Origin of the sequence: Chitinophaga barathri, from assembly GCF_003807585.1 — a bacterium.
Classification (GTDB): domain Bacteria; phylum Bacteroidota; class Bacteroidia; order Chitinophagales; family Chitinophagaceae; genus Chitinophaga; species Chitinophaga barathri.
This window is the reverse complement of record NZ_RMBX01000002.1, coordinates 78,621-99,298: the sequence shown is the minus strand read 5'-3', so window position 1 is coordinate 99,298 and position 20,678 is coordinate 78,621. Positions and strand designations below refer to the sequence as shown.

The 20,678-nt window shown below is 53.7% G+C and carries 17 protein-coding genes; 7 read left to right on the top strand and 10 right to left on the bottom strand.

Going from position 1 to position 20,678, the window contains the following annotated elements; genetic code table 11:
* Window positions 1-7: 7 nt before the first annotated feature.
* From trxA to EG028_RS03500, 5 genes are all read right to left on the bottom strand, one after another.
* The gene (trxA, locus tag EG028_RS03520) at window positions 8-301 is read right to left on the bottom strand and encodes a thioredoxin (protein WP_120515585.1); all 294 of its coding nucleotides are present in this window, start codon (window positions 299-301) and stop codon (window positions 8-10) included.
* On the bottom strand, window positions 288-824 hold the full coding sequence (locus EG028_RS03515; protein ID WP_120515586.1) for a DsbA family protein: 537 nt from the start codon (window positions 822-824) through the stop codon (window positions 288-290). Before EG028_RS03515 ends, trxA begins: the two co-directional genes overlap by 14 nt.
* Window positions 825-827: 3 nt before the next feature.
* A complete protein-coding gene (locus EG028_RS03510) occupies window positions 828-1,292 on the bottom strand; it encodes a redoxin domain-containing protein (protein ID WP_120515587.1) in 465 nt (154 codons plus the stop codon).
* Between the two features lie 111 nt (window positions 1,293-1,403).
* Window positions 1,404-3,293, bottom strand: coding sequence for a gamma-glutamyltransferase family protein (locus EG028_RS03505; RefSeq protein ID WP_120515588.1), 1,890 nt, complete (start codon window positions 3,291-3,293; stop codon window positions 1,404-1,406).
* Window positions 3,294-3,371: 78 nt separating this feature from the next.
* Entirely contained in the window at window positions 3,372-4,241 is an 870-nt protein-coding gene (locus tag EG028_RS03500) for an acyl-CoA desaturase (protein ID WP_120515589.1), read from the bottom strand.
* A gap of 528 nt (window positions 4,242-4,769) precedes the next feature.
* Here EG028_RS03500 and EG028_RS03495 point away from each other — a divergent pair.
* Genes EG028_RS03495 through EG028_RS03485 form a run of 3 tightly spaced genes read left to right on the top strand, consistent with a single transcriptional unit; the run spans window position 4,770 to window position 10,371 of the window.
* Window positions 4,770-7,895 carry a SusC/RagA family TonB-linked outer membrane protein gene (locus EG028_RS03495; protein WP_120515590.1) on the top strand — a complete coding sequence of 1,042 codons (3,126 nt, stop codon included), beginning with the start codon at window positions 4,770-4,772 and terminating at the stop codon, window positions 7,893-7,895.
* 12 nt (window positions 7,896-7,907) lie between these two features.
* Window positions 7,908-9,389: a RagB/SusD family nutrient uptake outer membrane protein gene (locus EG028_RS03490; RefSeq protein ID WP_120515591.1), complete on the top strand. Its 1,482-nt coding sequence runs from the start codon at window positions 7,908-7,910 to the stop codon at window positions 9,387-9,389.
* A gap of 10 nt (window positions 9,390-9,399) precedes the next feature.
* Window positions 9,400-10,371, top strand: a complete 972-nt coding sequence (locus EG028_RS03485; protein WP_120515592.1) for a TlpA disulfide reductase family protein — start codon at window positions 9,400-9,402, stop codon at window positions 10,369-10,371.
* Window positions 10,372-10,464: 93 nt separating this feature from the next.
* Here the strand turns inward: EG028_RS03485 and EG028_RS03480 are convergent, their stop codons facing one another.
* Window positions 10,465-10,653, bottom strand: coding sequence for a hypothetical protein (locus tag EG028_RS03480; RefSeq protein ID WP_120515593.1), 189 nt, complete (start codon window positions 10,651-10,653; stop codon window positions 10,465-10,467).
* Window positions 10,654-10,875: 222 nt separating this feature from the next.
* On the opposite strand from EG028_RS03480, the gene EG028_RS03475 reads away from it, so the two are divergent.
* Window positions 10,876-13,020, top strand: coding sequence for a catalase (locus EG028_RS03475; RefSeq protein WP_120515594.1), 2,145 nt, complete (start codon window positions 10,876-10,878; stop codon window positions 13,018-13,020).
* A 15-nt stretch (window positions 13,021-13,035) separates the two neighbouring features.
* Here EG028_RS03475 and EG028_RS03470 read toward each other — a convergent pair whose 3' ends face one another.
* Together EG028_RS03470 and EG028_RS03465 are read right to left on the bottom strand one after the other, a co-directional pair.
* Entirely contained in the window at window positions 13,036-13,410 is a 375-nt protein-coding gene (locus EG028_RS03470; RefSeq protein ID WP_120515595.1) for a YccF domain-containing protein, read from the bottom strand.
* A gap of 31 nt (window positions 13,411-13,441) precedes the next feature.
* A complete protein-coding gene (locus tag EG028_RS03465) occupies window positions 13,442-15,079 on the bottom strand; it encodes an ankyrin repeat domain-containing protein (protein WP_120515596.1) in 1,638 nt (545 codons plus the stop codon).
* An 84-nt stretch (window positions 15,080-15,163) separates the two neighbouring features.
* Between EG028_RS03465 and EG028_RS03460 the strand changes: the two genes are divergently transcribed.
* On the top strand, window positions 15,164-15,562 hold the full coding sequence (locus tag EG028_RS03460) for a nucleoside deaminase (protein ID WP_120515597.1): 399 nt from the start codon (window positions 15,164-15,166) through the stop codon (window positions 15,560-15,562).
* A gap of 132 nt (window positions 15,563-15,694) precedes the next feature.
* On the opposite strand, the gene EG028_RS03455 is transcribed toward EG028_RS03460, so the two are convergent.
* Window positions 15,695-16,741 (bottom strand): agmatine deiminase family protein, encoded by a 1,047-nt coding sequence (locus EG028_RS03455; protein WP_120515598.1) that lies wholly within the window; start codon window positions 16,739-16,741, stop codon window positions 15,695-15,697.
* Complete coding sequence (locus EG028_RS03450) at window positions 16,738-17,616, bottom strand: carbon-nitrogen hydrolase (RefSeq protein WP_120515681.1); 879 nt, start codon at window positions 17,614-17,616, stop codon at window positions 16,738-16,740. Before EG028_RS03450 ends, EG028_RS03455 begins: the two co-directional genes overlap by 4 nt.
* A gap of 111 nt (window positions 17,617-17,727) precedes the next feature.
* Here EG028_RS03450 and EG028_RS03445 point away from each other — a divergent pair, with 111 nt between their 5' ends.
* Window positions 17,728-19,233, top strand: coding sequence for a sensor histidine kinase (locus tag EG028_RS03445; protein ID WP_206614391.1), 1,506 nt, complete (start codon window positions 17,728-17,730; stop codon window positions 19,231-19,233).
* A 222-nt stretch (window positions 19,234-19,455) separates the two neighbouring features.
* Window positions 19,456-20,661, top strand: a complete 1,206-nt coding sequence (locus EG028_RS03440) for a DUF4407 domain-containing protein (protein WP_120515599.1) — start codon at window positions 19,456-19,458, stop codon at window positions 20,659-20,661.
* Window positions 20,662-20,678 lie beyond the last annotated feature (17 nt).

The following is a 20,678-nucleotide window of genomic DNA, read 5'->3' as shown; positions in this document are numbered from 1 at the left end:
AGTATAGCTACACCGCCTGCAGCTGCCTCAGCAGGCTGTTTTTATCCGTCATGCCCGCATGCCGCCAGATGATCTGTCCTTTTTTAAAAATGATGAACGTGGGCACGGCGCTTACGTTGAATTCCATGGCCGTCGCCTGGTTTTTATCGATATTCACTTTCACGACGCGGGCTTTACCTTCCATAGCTTGAGCCACTTCTTTGATCACGGGCGTCATGGCGTGGCAGGGCTGGCACCAGTCCGCGTAAAAGTCTACCAGCACCGGCTGGTCCGATTGGATAAGGTCGTTAAATGCTCCCATGATGCTTATGTTTTTGTAAAGCGGCCAGAATAGATTCCTTATCGTGGTCGCCGTTGTATCTTATTTCATTGATAAAAAATGTGGGCGTCCCGTTCACCCCGCTGCGCACGCCGCTTTCAAAGTCCGCTTCCACTTTTTCCTCCAGCGCGGGATCGTTGATGTCCAGCTCGAACTGGTCCATATCCAGCCCAATGACCGTGCCGAATTCCCATAATGCTTCCGCGCTGAGCCTGTCCTGGTTTTCGAATATCATATGATGCATGGGCCAGAATTTCCTTTGCCTGCCGGCTGCTTCCGAGGCGATGGCTGCGGACAGGGCCATGGGATGGGCGGTGCCCAGGGGGAAGTGGCGGTAGGCAAAACGCAGCTCGTGCCCCAGCTCCCGCACGATCTCTTCTACCATCGGGTAGGCGAGGCCGCAATGCGGGCATTGGAAATCGCCGTATTCCACGAGGGAGACGGGGGCATTGGCATTGCCCCTTACATGGTCCTGTTTGCCGATGGGCGGTTTGAGTTTGGACATCTGTTATCTTTTGGAGTTGATCTTCCCGAGCGCGTCCAGGATGCCGTCTGCCCCGGGGTTCACAGATGGCGGCGATAAATGATGCCAGCGGATAATACCTGAATCATCCAGCACATACAAAGCGCGCTCGCACTGGCCTTCTTTTTGGTCGTAAGCTCCGTAAGCTTTTGCCACGGCGCCTTTCGGCTCAAAGTCCGCCAGCAGCGGAAAATGCAGGTTACGGCTTTGCGTATAGGCCTGGTGGCACCATTTGCTGTCCACGGAAATACCCAACAGCACCGCGTTCTGTTTACGGAACAATTGCAGCATTTCATTGTACAGCGACATCTGGTCGCCGCATACGGGGCTCCAGTCTGCCGGGTAAAATGCCAGGATGAGGTTCCTGCCGGAAAAGTCCTGTATGGAGTATTGCTGGTCCGGGGTGGAGTATAGCCGGAAATCCGGCGCGGCGCTTCCGATCGGTAACATGCCACAAGATTTTAATGCTGGAAATGAGGTTTTTCGCTGTACTGTAAATGTACAATGAAAAACCATGCGCACCGTTTCAGCTATAAGGCATTAACAATCAAGGCGCCACGCTTACCACCCGATGCCGTAATCTTCTCCGTGGTTGCTGCTGCCGCCCCATATGCTGCCATGCAGCCGGTCCAGGAATATCGCGTTGATGGGGCCGCTGCTGCGGGGTGTGAAGGTGAGTGAATACCCCATTTTTTTAAGGGCGTTGCGCGTGCTGTCCGATGTATTGCTGTTCAGCAGGATGCTGCCGGGTTTGGGCATTCGTTCTTTCAGCGTGGTGCCGCCAAGGCTAAGCCATAGCTGGTTACTGTTGATATTCGCCGCTTCCGTGGCCTGCTGCACCGTCATGCCGAATTCCACCATGTTCAGAAAAAACTGTAACAGGTTCTGGTCCTGCGTGTCTCCGCCCTGTACGGCAAAGGATAGATAAGGTTTGCCGTCTTTTAATGCCATGGAAGGCGTGAGCGTCACACGCGGGCGTTTGCCGGGGGCTATTACGTTGAAGGGGCTGAGCGCCGAATCCAGTACAAAACTTTGCGCGCGCTGGCTCATGCCCACGCCGGTACGGCCGGCGATGCAAGCGGGCAACCATCCGCCGCTGGGGGTGATGGATACCACCCAGCCTTCTTTATCCGCGGCTTCCACGCTGGTGGTACCGCGCCAGAGACGGTCCATATACGCGCTGTCCGCCTTCATATAAGCCACGGCGTCGTGTTTGGGCACAAAAAGATCGTTTTTCCTTTCCAGGGTGGTGTCGGCAAATTGTTTTCTTTCTTCCAGCAGTTTCAGCAGCGGGTTCTTTTTTCCTTCAAAAGGATAAGGATCGCCGGGGCCGGCATTGGCATCGTTCTGCGTGCGGTTGATCTGCCCGGCGCGTTGTTTTGCATACTCCTTGCTCAGCAATCCTTTGATAGGCGGATGTGAGAAGTAAGGATCACCGTAATAAAAGTCACGGTCGGCAAAAGTAAGGTTCAGCACCTGGTACAGGATGTGGATATATTCGGGGGAGTTGAAGCCCATCTTTTTCAGGTCGAAATTTTCCAGGATGTTCAGGCCTTGCAGCAACATGGGGCCCTGCGTCCATTCCTGGAGTTTGTATACTTCTATGCCTTTGTAATTCACATGCAGCGGTTCTTCTTCGATGGGTTTCCATTTGGCAAGATCTTCCATCGTGATCAGGCCGCCCTGTTCCTGGCAGCCGCGTACAAATTCTTTGGCAATATCTCCTTTGTAAAAACGGTTATAGGCGGCCATGATCGCCTCTTTACGGCTCTTTTTGTTTTTCAGCGCTTCCTGTTCCGCTTCCACCATTTTGGTAAGGGTGGCCAGCAGGTCTTTCTGCACAAATATCTCACCTGCTTCGGGCGCTTCTCTTTTTTCCCCGGGATGTGTGAGAAAAACGTTTTTGCTGTAAGGCCACTCTTTGATATACCCTTTGCCCCGCTCTATGCTGTTCGCGGTCTGCGCTTCTATGGGATAACCGGCGGCCATTTCCATGGCGGGGGCCAGCACTTCTTTGAGGCTCATGGTGCCGTATTGGCTGAGCATGTAGCAGATGCCGCCGGGTGTGCCGGGCGTTACCGCTGCCAGCGGGCCGTATTCGGGCGGGAAGCTGTATCCTTTTTCTTTATAAAATGCCGGTGTGGCGCCCGTGGGCGCTACGCCCAGTGCATTGATGGCGATTACCTTGCCGGTTTTCGGGTTGTAAATAAGCGCTTGTGTTTCCCCGCCCCAACTGAGCACGTCCCACATGGTGCAGGTGGCCGCCAGCATAGCGCAGGCCGCGTCCACGGCGTTGCCGCCTTTCTGGAATATCATGGCGCCTGCGGTGGCGGCCAACGGTTTGCCGGTGACGGCCATCCAGTGCTTACCGTGCAGTGGCGGTTTCTGTGTCTGTTGTGCAAAACCGGCAGCGGCCAGCAGCAGGAATAGGGGGAGGAAGATTCGTTGCATACCCTCTAAATTAATAAAAAAAGGAAGGGTGGAACAGTATTCTGTTCCACCCTTCCTTACATATTGTTGCAGAGCGTATTATCCTACTTTATTGCTTTCTTTCACCTTTACCGGCACGCCCCTGATCTCCCACACTATACCCATCCAGCCCAGCATGCGGATGATGTAATAGGTGATGTCTATTTCCCACCAATAGAAACCCTGGCGGGCCGCGCTTTGATAATAGTGGTGATTGTTGTGCCAGCCTTCTCCGAGGGTAACCAGCGCCAGCAGCAGGCTGTTCTTGGATTCGTCTCCCGTTTTGTAACGGGGGCGGCCCCACTTGTGCATGAGCGAGTTGATGGTAAAGGTGCCATGAAACAGCAGGATGGTGCTGAGGAAAAACCCGATGAACAGCGTGGAAAGCCCGGCGGACCAGTCGAACCAGCCGGCGCCGTTCACTTTGTTCCCGATAAAATATACAAGTACGGCCAGCACCAGCGGCGGCACGAAATGATATTTATTCAGCCAGTACAGCTCTTTATGTTTAATGTCCTTGATGAGGTCGTAACGGGTTTCTTTATGTTCCTTGTCCATGATCCAGCCGATGTGCGCGTGCCAGAAACCGTATATTTTAGCCGAATGCGGGTCTTCTTCCGTATCACTGTGTTTGTGATGTACGCGGTGATTGGCGGCCCACCACAAAACCCCTTTCTGGAAACTGCTCTGCGCGCCACATGCTAATATAAACTGGAAGAACCGCGAGGTCTTGAACGATCGGTGCGAGAAATAACGGTGATATCCGCCGGTCACAAAAAACATTCTTACAAAGTACAGCACCGCGCAAACAATCCAGTCAAACAGCCTCACGTGCGTAAAAAATGCGAGGAAAGGAACCAGGTGGATCCCGATAAAATCAAGCTCGTGCAGCCAGTTGATTCCTTTGTTCGGTTTAAGGGTAGTATTCATTGTCCAAAAGTAATAGACGTTTTTAAAAAGACCAATGATTTATATCAATGTTAATATAGACAAGCAATATAACATTTTAACATTGCTTTAACGTATCGTTTTGCCGCAAACTCCGTACCGCTGCTTATCATAGTGCTGTTATGACAGGGTTAATTTTACGCAGGGCATTTACACTTACTTCTGTTTTTTCGCAGGCCGCAAAACCACCTGCTTTTTATCCGCTTTTTTCTATCTCTCTGTAGCAATAACTATGCGACCTTTTTTGACCTCCTGACGAACATCAAACACATCATGATAAATGCCTTTCATGTAAAAGTCTACAAAATTCATAGGATAAGTTGGTTATTTCATTCCCACGAATTACTTTTGTTGCGTAAACACGTTGTACACCTTATGCATAGAAGGGAGTACAATACTATGCGTAACAGAAAGAGCCAACCAATCTCTCCCTCTTTCTCTTTTCATTAAGCTTAAAAATTAACGGCCTCCGGGCTGAACGGCAACCTGTTGCTGCTAAAAAACCGAACCATGAAAACATTTACATGCCTGTTGGCATTGCTGTTTGCAATGCAGTACGCAGATGCACAGGAGAAACGTGTGCGCGGTACTGTGAGGGCGGGGGACAATCTCCTGCTGCCCGGCGCCACCATCCGCCTCAAAGGCACGCCAAACGGAACCGTTACCGATGCGGAAGGCCGCTTCGCCATTTCTGTTCATGACAGGAACGCCGTACTCGTAGTAAGTTATACAGGATATCAAACACTGGAAGTGCCTGCCAGCGACACTTTGCTGAACATCCGCCTGTCCGGCGCCGCCACGCTCAACGAAGTGCTGGTGGTGGCCTACGGCACGGCAAACAAGATCTCTTATACCGGCTCCGCTTCAGTAGTGAATGCGAAAGATATTGAGCGGCAGCAGGTATCCAGCATCAGCAGGGCTTTGCAGGGCGCGGTGCCGGGCATACAGTCCGTAGCGTCCGCGGGCCAGCCGGGCAGCAACGCCACCATCCGCATCCGCGGCATCGGTTCCATCAACGCTTCCAGCGATCCGCTCTATGTGGTGGACGGTGTACCGTTCTCCGGGAATATCAATACGCTCAACCCGGCGGACATCCAGTCCATCAGCGTATTAAAAGACGCGGCTGCCAGCGCGCTCTACGGCTCGCGCGGCGCAAACGGCGTCATTATCATCACCACCAAACAGGGCAGGCTGAATGCCAAACCCACGGTGACACTCAGCGCAAATACCGGCTTTTCATCCAGGGCAGTGGCAGACTACGAAAAAGTGGACGCGAAGGAATACTTCGAGCTGCAATGGGAAGCGCTGCGCAACAAACAGCTCAGTACCAACCCCGCCAACCCCGCAGCCGCTGCGCAATACGCAACGGACAACCTCGTGAGCACCCTCAAGATCAACCCTTTCGGACCCAATTACCCCACCCCGGTGGGCATAGACGGTAAACTGGCCGCGGGCGCCACGCCGCTCTGGACGGACGATTGGGGCAAGTCTACCGAACGCACCGGCAAACGCCAGCAGGTGGACCTGAATGTGAGCGGCGGCAGCGAGCAAAGCAAGTACTTTGTATCGGCGGGTTACCTGAACGATGAAGGTTTTATCATCGGCTCCGGTTACCAGCGTTTCAACGGCCGGGTGAACTACAACACCAAAGTGAACCGCTGGTTCGAGACCGGCGTGAATGTAGCCATCAGTTCCGCCAAACAGGATGCACCCCCGCAGGATGACAGCAACCAGGGCAACTATGCGAACTTCGGCAGGCTGGTGCCGAACATCTACCCGATCTACGAACGTAACACGGACGGCAGCATCAAACTGGACCAGAACGGTCAGCCGATCTACGACTTTGGCAACTACCGCCCCAGCGCGGCGGCGCCAGGCAATAACCTGCTTGGCTCTTCCAGCCTGAACAAATACCAGAGCAAGCTGGACAACGTGACCTTCCGGGGGAATATCCAGATCAACATCCTCGAGGAACTGAAGCTGAAGAGCAGCATCAGCGCAGATTACAGCAACTCGCTCACACACAGTTACAGCAACCCGCTGCTGGGCGGCAGCGTGAGCACACGCGGCTCCGTAAGCAAAGGGGAGAACAGGCAGCTGGCATATACCGTGAACAACTTCCTGGATTACACTTTCCGCATACAACGCCGCCACCAGCTGAATGTGCTGGCAGGGCAGGAGGTGTACATCTTTAACACATCCGGCCTCTCCGGCAGCAAAAGCAACTTTGGTTTCCTGGGCAAAGAAGAACCCAATGCGGCATCGCTGCTCACGGGCTTCAGCGGCAGCTCGGACAATTACAAGCTGGCCAGTTATCTCGCCAAAGTGGATTATAATTTTGAAGACCGCATCTTTTTATCCGGCAGTTTCAGAAGGGACGGCTCTTCTCGCTTCCACCCGTATTCCCGCTGGGGCAACTTCTGGTCCGTGGGCGCATCCTGGAACATCACGCAGGAATCATTCTTCCATTCACCCACCTGGCTGAATGTGCTGAAACTCCGCGCCAGCTACGGCGCGCAGGGCAACGATAATCTTGGCGGGTATTACCAGTACCAGGATCTTTATTCCATTTACAACAGTCTCGGCGAAGCCGGCCTGATCACTTCGCGCCTGCCCACGCCCGGCCTGAAGTGGGAAACAAACCTCAACCTGAATGCCGGTTTTGACGCTTCATTCCTGCACGACCGGATCATTCTCACCGCGGAATATTTCGAGCGCAGCTCCAAAGACCTGCTGTTCCAGCGCCCGCTGGCGCCCTCGCTGGGCTTTGGTTCTATAGACGACAATATCGGGTCGCTGAAGAATAAAGGTTTTGACATCCAGTTGCAAACCACACCAGTGCTTACCAAAGATTTTAAATGGGATGTGGGGGTGAACCTCAGCCATTTTAAAAACGAGATCACCGAGCTGCCGCAGAAAGAGATCATCCCGGCGAACACCTCCGTGATAGGGCCCACCAAAAAACTCACCGTGGGCGGTTCCGTATATGACTTTTTCCTCCGCGAATGGGCGGGTGTGGACCGTACGACAGGCCTGCCGCTCTGGTATAAAAATGAATATGAGACCTTGCCCGGCGGTGAAAAACGCATCAAAGGAAAAACCACCACGAGCGATTTTAACCAGGCGGACCAATACATCGTGGGCAGTTCATTGCCGGACGTTACCGGTGGCATCAACACGGTACTGAGTTACAAGGGTGTTGAGCTGAGCGCGTTGCTGGCATTCAGCATCGGCGGGAAAATACTGGATTATGACCTGGTGATGCTGTCGCACAACGGCAACAACATCGGCCGCACCTGGAGCAAAACCATCCTGGACCACTGGACGCCGGAGAACCCGGATACGGACGTGCCCAAACTCACCACGGACCCGCTGAACTGGAACACCGCCTCCACCCGTTTCCTGTATGACGCCAGTTATGCGCGTCTCCGCAATGTAGGCGTCAGTTATGCGCTGCCCGCCTCGCTGGTATCCCGCTTCAATCTCCAGCAGGTGCGGGTGTACGCACGCGGCGAAAACCTGGTGACCTTTTATAAAAACGACGGGCTGGACCCTGAGCAGGCGCTGGACGGTGTTACGTTCTACCGTTACCCCGCACAGAAAACCTTCTCTTTCGGCTTCGACATTTCATTCTAAACCGGACCAATCATGAAACCAATCATAGGATTATCCGCAGGGATATTGCTGCTGCTGGCCTCCTGCAAAAAATCATTCTTCGAAACTTCGCCCTCCGGCAGTCTTACCGGCAAGGAGGCGTATTCCAGTACCAAAAACATTGACGCGCTGGTAAACGGCACCATCCGTTACCAGATGGAAAGCTCCACCTCGCAGGACAACCCGGGTTATTCCGCCATCATCCTGAGCCAGGAAGCCATGGGCGGCGATGCGGTACTGCGCGACGGCGTGTACGGATTCCTCACCACCTACGGCTTCCGTGACCCGTTCGATTACACCACCCGCCGCGCCTTGTTCTTCTGGACGTTCCAGTACAAGGTGATAGACAATGCGAACAACATCATTGCAAACGTGGATGCCGCACAGGGCACTGATGCCGAGAAACGTTACCTCAAAGGCCAGGCGCTGGCGCTGCGGGCATGGTCCTACCTGAACCTGGTGCGCCAGTACCAGTTCACCTACGCCAAAGACCGCAACGCGAAAGGCGTGCCCCTGTACACAACGCCCACCGATCCCGCCTCGCAGCCCAAACCCCGTGCTACGGTGGCCGCCATATACGACCAGGTGATAGCCGACTTGCGGGAAGCGGACGGCCTGCTGCAAGGGTTTAACCGTACGGTGAAAAACCGCCCCGATCAGAAAGTGGTGAGAGGCCTGCTGGCGCGTGCTTTCCTTACACAGGAAAATTGGGATTCCGCGGCTGTGCGGGCAAAACAGGCGAGACAGGGTTACCCCATCATGCAGCCGGAGGAATACAGCAAAGGGTTTAACGACGTGAGTAATGTGGAGTGGATCTGGGGCCATCCCCAGGCGGCGGACCAGAACCTGGGCGGCGCTTCGTACTTCGGGTACATTGACGTAACGCCGGCCACCGGCTACCGCAGCGTGATGGCGGATCCGCATTTCAGGCAGCTGTTTGCCGACGCGGATGTACGCAAGTCCCTCTTCAGGCCCGTGGCTGATACTACGAACCCGCTGCTGGGCTGGCTGATGTACACGAAGTTTGTCAACAAACCGGATCAGAGCGGGCACATCGTGCTGATGCGCTCCTCCGAAATGGCGCTGATAGAAGCGGAGGCCCGCGCCCGGCTGACCGAACTGCCCGCTGCTTTTGCCGCATTAAATGAATTGCGCGTAAAACGCAGCCTGCCCGCATTGCCGGAGGGCAGCCTTACGAAAGACCAGCTGGTGGAAGAAATTCTCCTGGAAAGAAGGAGGGAGCTCTGGGGCGAAGGTTTCGCATTGCCGGACCTGCTGCGTCTCCAGCGCCCCGTTGTGCGCACGCCTTCCACGGAAGTGCTGGACATCCCGAGGCAGGACGGCAGCATCCGCAAAGTGCCGCTGAAAGGCCATCACCAGCTGAAATTCCCCGATGGCAGCAACTTTACGCCAAACAGCGCGTACCTGCTGTTTTCCATCCCGCTGAACGAAGTGAACACCAACCCTAATTTATAAATCCATATTCATGAAACAGGCATTATCACTCATACTCCTGGGCCTCGGCTTATCCGCGTCAGCGCAGGACTTTTCCATCACCGGCACAGTAAAAGGCGTGGAAAACGGGAAGGTTTATCTCCAGCGTTTCTCCAACAAAATGTTCTTCACGATCGATTCGGCGGAGATTAAGGACGGGAAGTTCAGGTTCTCCCAAAAGCCCGCTCTTCCCGAGCTGTACGGTATCACGCTAAAGCCGGAAAGCAGCCCGTATTTTATTTTCCTGGAAGATAAACCGGTGACCGTAGCGCTGGATTCCGCCGCGTATTACAGCAAAACAACCGTAACAGGCTCTCCCTCGCAGGACCTGTTCACCCAATACCGCCAGACGCGCGACGTGAACGTCAGCGAATTCATTATGCAGAACCCCGCATCGCTGGTATCCGCCTATGTGCTGTACCGCGATTTCTCCTACCGCCTCAGCGCGGATGAGATAGATGCGAACGTGAAACTGCTGGACCCTTCGCTTAGTGAAACCCAGTATGTGAAGGTGTTACGCGGCCTTACGCCTGTGCTCCGCAGCGCGGACGTGGGGAAAAAAGCGCCGGACTTCACCCTGCCGGGTGTGAACGGGGAAACGGTGAAGTTGTCCGATCACTTCGGGAAATATGTGCTGCTGGATTTCTGGGCTTCCTGGTGCGGGCCGTGCCGGAGGGAAAACCCGAATCTTGTGAAAGTATATCACCAGTATAAGGGGAAAGGATTCGACATTGTGGCGGTATCATTGGACAAACAGAAGGACAATTGGCTGAAAGGAATTGCTGATGACAAGCTGGAATGGACGCATGCTTCCGATCTGGCGTTCTGGAACAGCGCGCCCGCCGCCTTGTATGGCATCCGTGCGATCCCCGGCAATGTGCTCATTGGCCCGGACGGGACGATCATTGCGAGGAACCTGCGTGGTGAAGAGCTGCGCGAAAAACTGGCAACGCTCTTTCAATAGGCTTTTGCATTCACTTATACGCTAAAACGGCTCCTGTTACGTGATAACAAGGAGCCGTTTGTAATATATATGGGAGTTGAGATGTAAATGCATTTAGGCAAGAGACTCCTGGGCTTTAGCACTCATCTTTTTCGCCTTGTGGTTCATTTTGTGATAAGCGTTCCTTGCTGCGTCTTTTACATCATTCAATGCCTGATCGGCACGGTGGCGGTTTTTCATATACCAGAAAACGCCGGCGGCGGCAGTGCCTAATACGGATGCTGCGATGATTATCTTTCTCATGACTATATGATTTAGTTCGAAGAATATAAAACAATGCGCGTGCCAAAAAATGCAAACAAAACTCAAAAAACCGCGCTGGGTATATAATTCCACAGTCTTCTTTCCGGCCTTCCCGCTAAAACCCTGCCTGTTGCGGAATGCCAACAGCAGTAAGCCTTTGGCGCATTCATTGTGCGTCTGACCGTGATAGTGCTATCCTTTCACCTCTTACAAATTACGGTTATGGCAAAGGAGAATAATGGTAAAGACAAAAAGAAAACCCTGAAACAACAGCAGCTGGAATCTTACACCGAAGAAAATACCGGTGAGTTCCTTACGACGAACCAGGGCCTCAAAGTAAATGATGATCAGAATACGCTTAAGGCCGGGGAGCGCGGGCCTTCGCTGCTGGAGGATTTTATTATGCGCGAAAAGATCACCCACTTCGATCACGAGCGTATACCCGAGCGTATCGTACATGCAAGAGGTTCCGCAGCGCATGGGGTATTTAAGGTATATGACAACAAACTGAGTAAATATACCAGGGCAAATTTTCTTACTAATCCTTCGCTGGAAACGCCTGTGTTTGTCCGTTTCTCAACAGTGGCGGGCTCGCGCGGCTCCTCTGACCTTGCACGGGATGCGCGGGGTTTTGCCGTGAAATTTTATACAGAAGAAGGAAATTTCGACCTGGTGGGCAACAACATTCCCGTATTTTTTATCCAGGACGCGATCAAATTCCCCGACCTGATACATGCCGTGAAGCCCGAGCCGCACAACGAAATGCCGCAGGCGGCCAGTGCGCATGATACTTTCTGGGACTTTATTTCTCTTATGCCGGAATCCGCGCACATGATCATGTGGGTGATGAGCGATCGCGCCATTCCCCGCAGTTACCGCATGATAGAAGGTTTTGGCGTGCACACCTTCCGCCTGGTGAATGCAAAAGGCGTGTCCACATTCGTGAAATTCCACTGGAAGCCATTGCTGGGCGTTCATGCCGTGGCATGGGACGAAGCGCAGAAAATATCCGGCAAAGATCCGGACTTCCACCGCCGCGATCTCTGGGAAGCCATCGAAAACGGGCACTTCCCGGAATATGAACTGGGCGTACAGCTGGTGGCGGAAGAAGATGAACACAAATTTGAATTCGACCTGCTGGACCCGACAAAACTTATCCCGGAAGAACTGGTGCCCGTACAGAAGATCGGGAAGCTGATGCTGAACCGCAACCCGGATAATTTCTTCGCGGAAACGGAGCAGGCGGCCTTTCACCCGGGGCATATCGTGCCGGGTATAGATTTTACCAGTGACCCGCTGTTGCAGGGCCGGCTGTTTTCCTACACAGACACCCAGCTGATCCGCCTCGGCGGCCCTAACTTCCACGAAATACCCATCAACCGCCCGGTAGCGCCCATGCACAACAATCAGCGGGATGGTCATATGCGGCAGGAGGTCAACCGCGGCAGGACAAGTTACCAGCCCAACTCGCTGGGCGGCGGCTGCCCCTTCCAGGCAAAAATGGTGGAAGGCGGTTTTAGTTCCCACGCAGAGAAGATCGACGCGCAAAAAGTACGCGGGCGGAGCAAAAGTTTCTTCGATCATTTCAGCCAGGCCACGTTGTTTTACAACAGCCAGTCGGACGCGGAGAAAACCCACCTCGAAGATGCGCTCACCTTTGAGCTGGGTAAAGTGGAAACCGTGGAAATAAGGAAAAGGATGCTGGGAATTCTTACACAGATCGATACCGGCCTGGCCACCAAAGTGGCGGACGGCCTGGGATTGCAGGTGCCCGCACGTCCGGAGCACCCCATCAACCACAGCATTCCGGCGGATGGCCATCCCAACGATTATCAGCCGGTGAAAACCAAAAGTTCCGTCGCTACATCGGCCGCCCTGAGCATGGCCAATTCACCGAAGGATACCATCAAAAGCCGTAAGGTAGCGATCCTCACCGCGGACGGCGTGAACGCCGCACACGTGGAAACGATGCAGAAAGCGCTGGAAGCAGCGGGCGCCGCGGCTGACATCATCGCGCCGAAACTTGGTATAGTGGAAGGTAAAAGCGGGAAGGAGATCCCTGTGAAGAGCAGTTTTCTCACTGCAGCGTCCGTGCTGTATGATGCGGTGTACCTGCCCGGCGGCACAACGGCGCTTGCGGGCAACGGCGATGCGCTTCATTTTCTGAATGAGGCATACCGGCATTGCAAGCCTATCGCCGCCGATGCCGATGCAAGTGATGTATTGCGCTCCACCTGGTTTGCTGAAGGCGAAACGCCGGGTGTATTCACGGGGAATGATATTAAAGCACTGGCGGCCACATTCATCGAAGGAATGAAACAACACCGTTTCTGGGAACGGGAAAAGATGGGCAAAGTGCCGGCGTAGTCATTTCATGTCAGATCAGGGATAATACAATTCTTTCCCGAAGGGGGTGAAGGTAAGCGTGAGCAGTTTAAAATGCTGACGGGCAAAGGGGATGCCGATGATGGTGATAGCCAGCAAAAATCCGAAAAGGAGGTGGCCCAGTGCGATCCAGATACCGCCGAAGAGGATCCAGATGATGTTCATCACCGCAGCCAGGCAGCCGGATGAGCCGGGCCTCTCGCGTACCTGTGTGCCGAACGGCATCAGCGTGAGTATCCCGATCTTGAACAGTTGCAGCCCGAAGGGAATGCCGATGATAGTGAGACAGCAGGCCAGCCCGCCTGTCATGTAACCGATAAATGTAAAGAAGCCGCCGAAGATCAGCCAGATGATATTACCCAAAAGATTCATAGGGATAAATGTAACAAAAAAAGCGTCCGCATTATGCTCCCTTCTGATGACCGGCCAACACCGCCGCTACTTCCGTATGCCCTCTTCTTTCCGCCCATGCCAGCGGTCTTGCCCATGGGTGTTCCAGCGGCAGCTCAGGGTTTGCCCCTTTCCGCAAAAGGAGTTCCACCATTTCCTTACGGCCGTACTTCGCGGCATAGCCCAGCGGGGTGGAAAGGTTTTCTTCATCCACGGCATGGATGTCCGCACCATGTTCGATAAAACTTTCGGCGTTTTCGGTATCGTTGTGCTCGGCGAACTTATGTAATGGCGTAACGCCCAGCCAGGTGCGGTGATTGGGGTTCATGCCCTGGCTGAACAGGAAGTCTCTCAGCTCTTTTGTCTGCACCGCTTCCAAAGGCCCGCGGCTGCGTACGCCTACCGCTATACGTTTGGCAAGATCGGGCTGGTAGCGGAGGATGAGCTTTACAAACAGCGCGTGCCCCTGGCCGGCCGCGTTTTCCAGCGCGTTCACGTCATTGGCCAGCGAGGGTTTGGCGGCGAACATGGCGGCGGCAGTTTGCAGGTCGTTGTAATACGCCAGCAGGTGCACTTTGCGGTATGCGCCGTAGGAGCAGAGCAAGTCTATGACCGGCTGGTTTTTATTGTTGATGGCCCGGGAGAGCGCGTCGGCTGAGCTTTCCACTTCCACGTTCGGATGGGCGCCGTATTGCAGGAGGAGTTTCACCATCTCAATATCCCCGTTCACCACGGCGGTATAGATAGCATGCCCATTCGGGGCGATTCCCGGCTCCGGGAGGTTAGGATCAGCTCCACGTTCCAGCAATAGCTTTACAATCGCCTTATGGCCCCCGGAAACGGCATTGTTGATGGCAGAGCCGGAGCCCTGGTAGTAGGTCACGTAATCGGAAAGGCGGTTTGCGAGAGAAGGGTCTTCGTCCAGCAGCTGGCGTACGCGCTGGATGTTTCCCGTGAGGCTGGCCATGTAAATGTCCACCTCCGCGCCTTTTTGGACCAGCAGGTCGTAGATGTCTTTGGGTGTGGCAGCCGTATCCTCCGGTACATCGCGCCAGCCCCGGTAACCGTAATCCCCGTTGCAAAGCTGGATAGGCCGGGCGCCGTCGAAACGCCGCGCGTGAATGTCCGCGCCACGGTTCAGCAGTTCTTCTATCATGTCCGGCTGGCGGCTCATCACGGCCCAATGGATAGGCTGGTTCGTATGTTCGTCCGGCGCGTGCAGCAATTGCGGTTCCGCATCCAGCATTTTTTTCACTTTGGCTAGGTCCCTCTCCCTGATGGCTTTTGCGATCCTGCTGCCTTCCGGGTTGATGTGCTGGCCCATGGCTTTTTCGAGCATGGACTGTATCTCCGTGAACCCGCGGTCCTTTGCCATCTGCCACAAGGTATCCGGCGTGCCGGAGCTTACAGGGTTCGCACCCTGCTCCAGCAGGTACTTCACCGCTTCCGCCCGGTTTTCCTTCACCGCAAAATACATGGGCGTGCGGTAGTCATAATCGCAGCGTATCAGGCCGGGATCACGGGCCAGCAGGGATTGAAGAGCGGTCACGTCACCGCCTGCCGCCGCCTGGAACATGTCCCATACATCGGTGCCGTTGCCGGAAGACCATACGAGCGGTTCATTTTTGCTGAGTGCTTCAGGGCGCGTCATAACGATTGGTTTAGGGTGTGGGAAGAGAGACGATAAATTACCAAAATTCGATGGTATTACAAGGAGTATTACTTTTGAGATAACATGAGCGGACATCACAAATACATGGAGCGCTGTCTTGAACTGGCAGCAATGGCCAAAGCGGCGGGAGAAAGCCCGGTGGGCAGCGTTATCGTCAAAGACGGGCTGATCATCGGCGAAGCTATCGAGCAAAGTAAAACGCTGAAAGATATCACGCGCCACGCGGAAGTGATGGCCATATTGGATGCCATCGGCAAAGGCTACCAGCTGGCCGGTGCTACGCTGTATTCCAATGTAGAACCTTGTATGCTCTGTTCTTATGTGATCCGGCATCACCGGATCGCTACGGTGGTGTTTAGCAAGGCCTGCGGCGAACTGGGCGGCACAAATCCGAAGTTTAACCTGCTCACGACCAACGAGCTGGCCTCCTGGGGCGATGCGCCGGAGGTGATCGTGCTGTGAGGGAACGTTTTGTTTTGCGAAGCGCATGTCCTTTGCAGCGAATGGACGAAGTGCCGCATGGTTTACGACGCAGTATTGTAAGATCAAGTAAAAAAGCCGCCCGGTAAAGGCGGCTCTCTCTTTATCTTGAAACTATATCTCCGGCTCCTGCTGGCTCAGGCAATGGAAGCTGCCTAATCCCCAGATAATGTCCGTGCTGTCTATTCCCACCACTTCACGGTCTTTAAAACACTGTTGTATAATACCCAGCGCTTCATCGTCTTTCCCGCACTGGAAAGTAGGTACGATCACGTATTTGTTGCTGATATAAAAGTTCGCGTAGGATGCGGGCAGGCGCTGATCTTCGAACACTACGGGGTCCGGCATGGGCAGCGTCACGATGTTCAGCTGTTTGCCGTTCAGCAGTCGCATCTGTTGCAGTTGCTTCAGGTTCTGCCGCAGCAGTTCGTAGTTCTCATCCTGTTTGTCCGTTTCTATCACCGTCAGCACCGTGTCTTCATTCACAAAACGGATGGTATCGTCTATATGCCCGTCCGTATCGTCGCCCACAATGCCTTCTTCCACCCACAATACCTGTTCAGCGCCGTAATACTGGTAAAGATATTCTTCCACCTGGCCACGGTCCAGGTGCGGGTTGCGGTTTTCGTTCAGCAGGCAGCAGGTAGAGGTGAGGATGGTGCCTTTGCCGTTGAACTCCACCGATCCGCCTTCCATGATGATGCCGGGATTGAACAGCGGCAGCTTGTAATGGTTGGCAATGAGGGTGGGGATGATATCGTCCTGGTCAAAGGGAGGGTATTTGCCGCCCCAGGCGTTGTAATTCCAGTCTACCACCGCTTTTTTCTGTTCCGCATTGGGATTGATAAGGAATGCGGGGCCATGATCGCGGCACCAGGCGTCGTTTGTAGGGTGGAAAAAAAATTCCACGTTCTGCATGTTCACGCCCGCTTTTACGAGATGCCCGGCGGCGAAGGTTTTCATGGCTTCGTCCGCCACGTTGATGCGCACTTTCTCACTGTCTGCAAGGTATTTTACAAACAGGCTGTAATGCGGAAAGATGGTATGTATCTTTCCCGGCCAGCTCGCTTCTTTGTGCGGCCAGCTGAGCCAGGTAGCTGTATGAGGATGGAATTCCGCCGGAAAATAATACCCTAGTTGTTTGGGAGTTGGCTGCGTCATGCTTCGTCGTCGATGTATCTTTTGGTAATAGGTTGGTAAGAATCAATTCTCCTGTCGCGCAGGAAAGGCCAGTGTGTACGGTAGCGGTCCGTTTTGGATAGGTCCAGCTCGTGTACGATCACTTCTTCTGTTTCGTGGGAGCTTTGGTGAAGGATGGTGCCAAAGGGGTTGGAGATAAAGGAGCCGCCCCAGAACTTCATGGCGCCGTCCTGCTCAAGACCCACGCGGTTCACACTCACCACATGCACGCCGTTTGCCACGGCATGACTGCGCTGCATGGTCTGCCAGGCGTTGTACTGCTCGGTATTGGTCGCATCGTCCTGGCTGGTGGCCCAGCCGATGGCGGTGGGGTAAAACAGGATCTGCGCGCCCATCAGGGAAGTGATGCGTGCCGCTTCGGGATACCACTGGTCCCAGCAGATGAGCACGCCGATGGTGGCGAACTTTGTTTTAAACACTTTATAACCCAGGTCTCCCGGGGTGAAATAAAATTTCTCGTAGTAGGCCGGGTCGTCCGGGATATGCATTTTGCGGTACTTGCCGAGGTAAGCGCCATCCGCATCCAGCACGGCGGTGGTGTTGTGATAGAGCCCTTCTGTTCTTTTCTCGAACAAAGAAGCGATGATCACCACGCCCAGTTCTTTGGCCACAGCACCCAGCGATTCCGTGGAAGGGCCGGGGATGGGCTCCGCCAGTTTAAAGTTGTCATAATCTTCCACATCACAGAAGTACAGCGACGTGAACAGCTCCTGGAGGCAGATCACCTGCGCGCCCTTTGCTGCGGCCTCTCTTACTTGAGTGATGGCTTTGGAAAGGTTCTGCGCCTTGTCCGCAGAACAGCTCATCTGTACGTATCCGACTTTTACTTTTGCCATGGTTGCAAAGGTATAAAAAAGGTAGGGTTTCATACCATATTCGCCCTGTTTCATCCCATTTCGGTGAAAAGGGGGCAACTGTTCACTAATATTGCATGAAAGAAATATTAAATGGAAAAAATCAGGAAATCGGAGTTCTGGCTGGCTACGGGCATTTACCTGCTGGTCATTTTTATCATGATCTTTCCCTCTCTCTATACCGACGGGGCCGGGTATGCCGGCTGGCTGGAATATCGTTTTTCCGAGAATAATATGGCTTACGACGGCTTCCTCCATTACCTGATGCCCAGTATGCTGACCGCCACGGTGAGTTACATCACCTTTGTGGCGCTGAACAACTGGCTGATCCCTTATTATTTTGAGAAGAAAGACGGTCTTGGCTGGGGCATTATCCTGGGCGTGGGCGTACTGTTCTTTTTCTGGGGCTTGCTGGTGGTGGCCTTTACCTGGCGTTTCGGGTATATGCTGGGGTACCGTCGGCTGGAGAATTTTTACAATCTCTGCCGCTGGCGGGCTTTTATCGTCGTGTTCACCAGCGTGCTGGGCTACGTGGTGTATCACCTGGCGAAAATGCTGTATTTCAATTATATACATACGTGGTTTGGCGAAAAAAAGATATGGAAAAAAGTACCGGTTGACGTCATGTTGCTGTTCGTGCTCTGGATGATCTTCGCTTTTATCATGGTGATGGACAACCGGCCCGCGCGTTTCCAGTTTGTATTATGGGCAGGCTCTGCGTATATCATTGCTTATATCGGTTACTGCCATTACGTTTTCCAGCCTTATTTCAAAAAAGAGAAAAAATTCAGAAGCCTGGTGCCGGTATTGCTGCTGATATTGCTGACCACTTCGTTGTTCGCCTGTGTATTGGTGGATTCGAACACGCGTATAGGAGAGATGTGGTCCATCTATACGCTGATCATCTTCTGCAACTTTATGTTCGTCATACCCCTGGCATATGGGGTAACCTATTCCCGCTTATCGAGAAAGAATGAGGTGTTGACCCTGGAAAAAGCATTGGGTCGTTCTTCCGCCAATCTGGACTTTCTGCGTTCCCAGATCAACCCTCATTTCTTATTTAACGCGCTCAATACCTTGTATGGCACCGCTTTGCAGGAGAACGCGCTGCGCACCAGCGAAGGCGTACAAAAGCTGGGGGACATGATGCGGTTCATGCTGCATGAAAACAACCAGGAAAAGATTGAGCTGGACAAGGAAGTAGGTTACCTGCAAAACTATATCGCGCTGCAAAGGCTGCGTACGCAGGCTTCGCCGGATATCAAAATAGAAGTGAACATCAATGAGCAACACTGCGAGCACGACATTGCGCCCATGCTGCTGATACCTTTCGTGGAAAACGCTTTCAAACACGGCATCAGCCTGCGCAACCGTTCCTGGATCGTGGTGTCGCTTTCCTGCGATGAAGGCCACATCTATTTCGACGCGTACAACAGCGTGCATGTGAAGCCGGACAACGACCCGGAAAAACACAGCCTGGGCATTGGCCTGAACAATGTGCGCAACCGGCTGCAACTGCTCTACCCCGGAAGGCATGAGCTGAGCATCCGGCAAACGGCCAGCGAGTTTTTTGTACATCTCACCATTACCACTAAATAAAGAACTGAAGCAAAACTACGCCGCTTCCTGCCGGGACTATATACCATGCGGTAATAAAAGTATACCGGATGGGAATTTATCGAAGTGGCTGATATTAAATTAACTGAAAGCCTGGTCGAACCATTGTCGAAGGATCGTCGAAGGAGAGTCGAACGATCGTCGAAGGAGAAGAATAGTGAAAATAGTATCAAAGCATCCAACATATACCTTTAAACGAATACAATGATCCACCCGAAACTGCCGGATACACCCGCCGAACAGAAGCCCTATGAGCCTGACGGCTTCACCCGCTTCCTCTGGTGGCTGGCCACCGCTGATGCGGACATTCTGAAACAATGCCAGGCCGACCGTGAGCGCTACCGCATCATCGGTATCGCCGTGCTGGTCACCGGCCTCTTCGCCACCCTGGCCTGGGGTTATTTTTTCTCCACCGTGGTGAAGGACGATCTGGCAATCATAGGGCTCGCGCTTTTCTTCGGCTTCGCGATATTGTCCATAGACAGGAGCCTGATCGCCGCCATGCACCGCAACGGGGGCAAACCGCAATTCCTGCCCGTGGCTTTCCGCCTGCTGCTGGCGGTCACCATCGGCCTGTTTATCTCCCAGCCCGTTGTGCTCATGCTTTTCAAAAAAGACATTAATGCGCAGATGGTGCTGGACAATCAACAAAAAATGGACGTTTTCCGCAAGGAACAAACCGAATACAACGCCCTGCAAACGAAAGAGATCCGCCAGAAGATCTCTGGCTATGAAAAACAGCTGGTGCAGAAAGAAGAGCAGGTAAAAGATTATAAAGACGGCTACATCCGCGAAACGGACGGCACCGGCGGCTCCGGGAAGATCGGGGAATCCGCCATCGCCCGCGTCAAAAAAAGCGAATACCTGAAAGCAGAGGAAGAAATGCGTAAGCTCAAAAAAGAACTGGAGCCCCTGCGGCTGGAAGGGTCGGAGAGGCTGGCGCTGATCAAAACCGAAGACAGCCTGAAAGAAGCCGCTTACCAGGCCACGCTTACAGACGGTTTCCTGACGCAGGTGGAGGCGCTGAACACGCTCACGGAAGAACATCCGCCGCTCAAACAGCGGTACCGCCTCATCGTATTTATCATCACCCTCATAGAAGTAATGCCCCTGCTCACCAAACTGCTGATGCCCAAAGGCGAATACGACGCCCGCCTGGCCGCGCTTACGGAAGGCAGCGTACAGGCTTCGCAGCTGGCGAAAGAAAAACAACGGGAATTGCAGGAGCACTATCATGAAGGAGCAGTAACGGCGGACAAGGAAGTGATGGACCACCTGTTTCAGCTCACTGAAACCCAGCGCCGCCGCGAAGCGGAAAAGCTGGTAAAGGACTGGGAACAAACAGATGGCCGGAGCTTCCAGCGGTTGTGGATCGCCGCGCGCCGCCTGCTGCTCCTTCATAAAATGTAATTTGATGTATCTTGTAT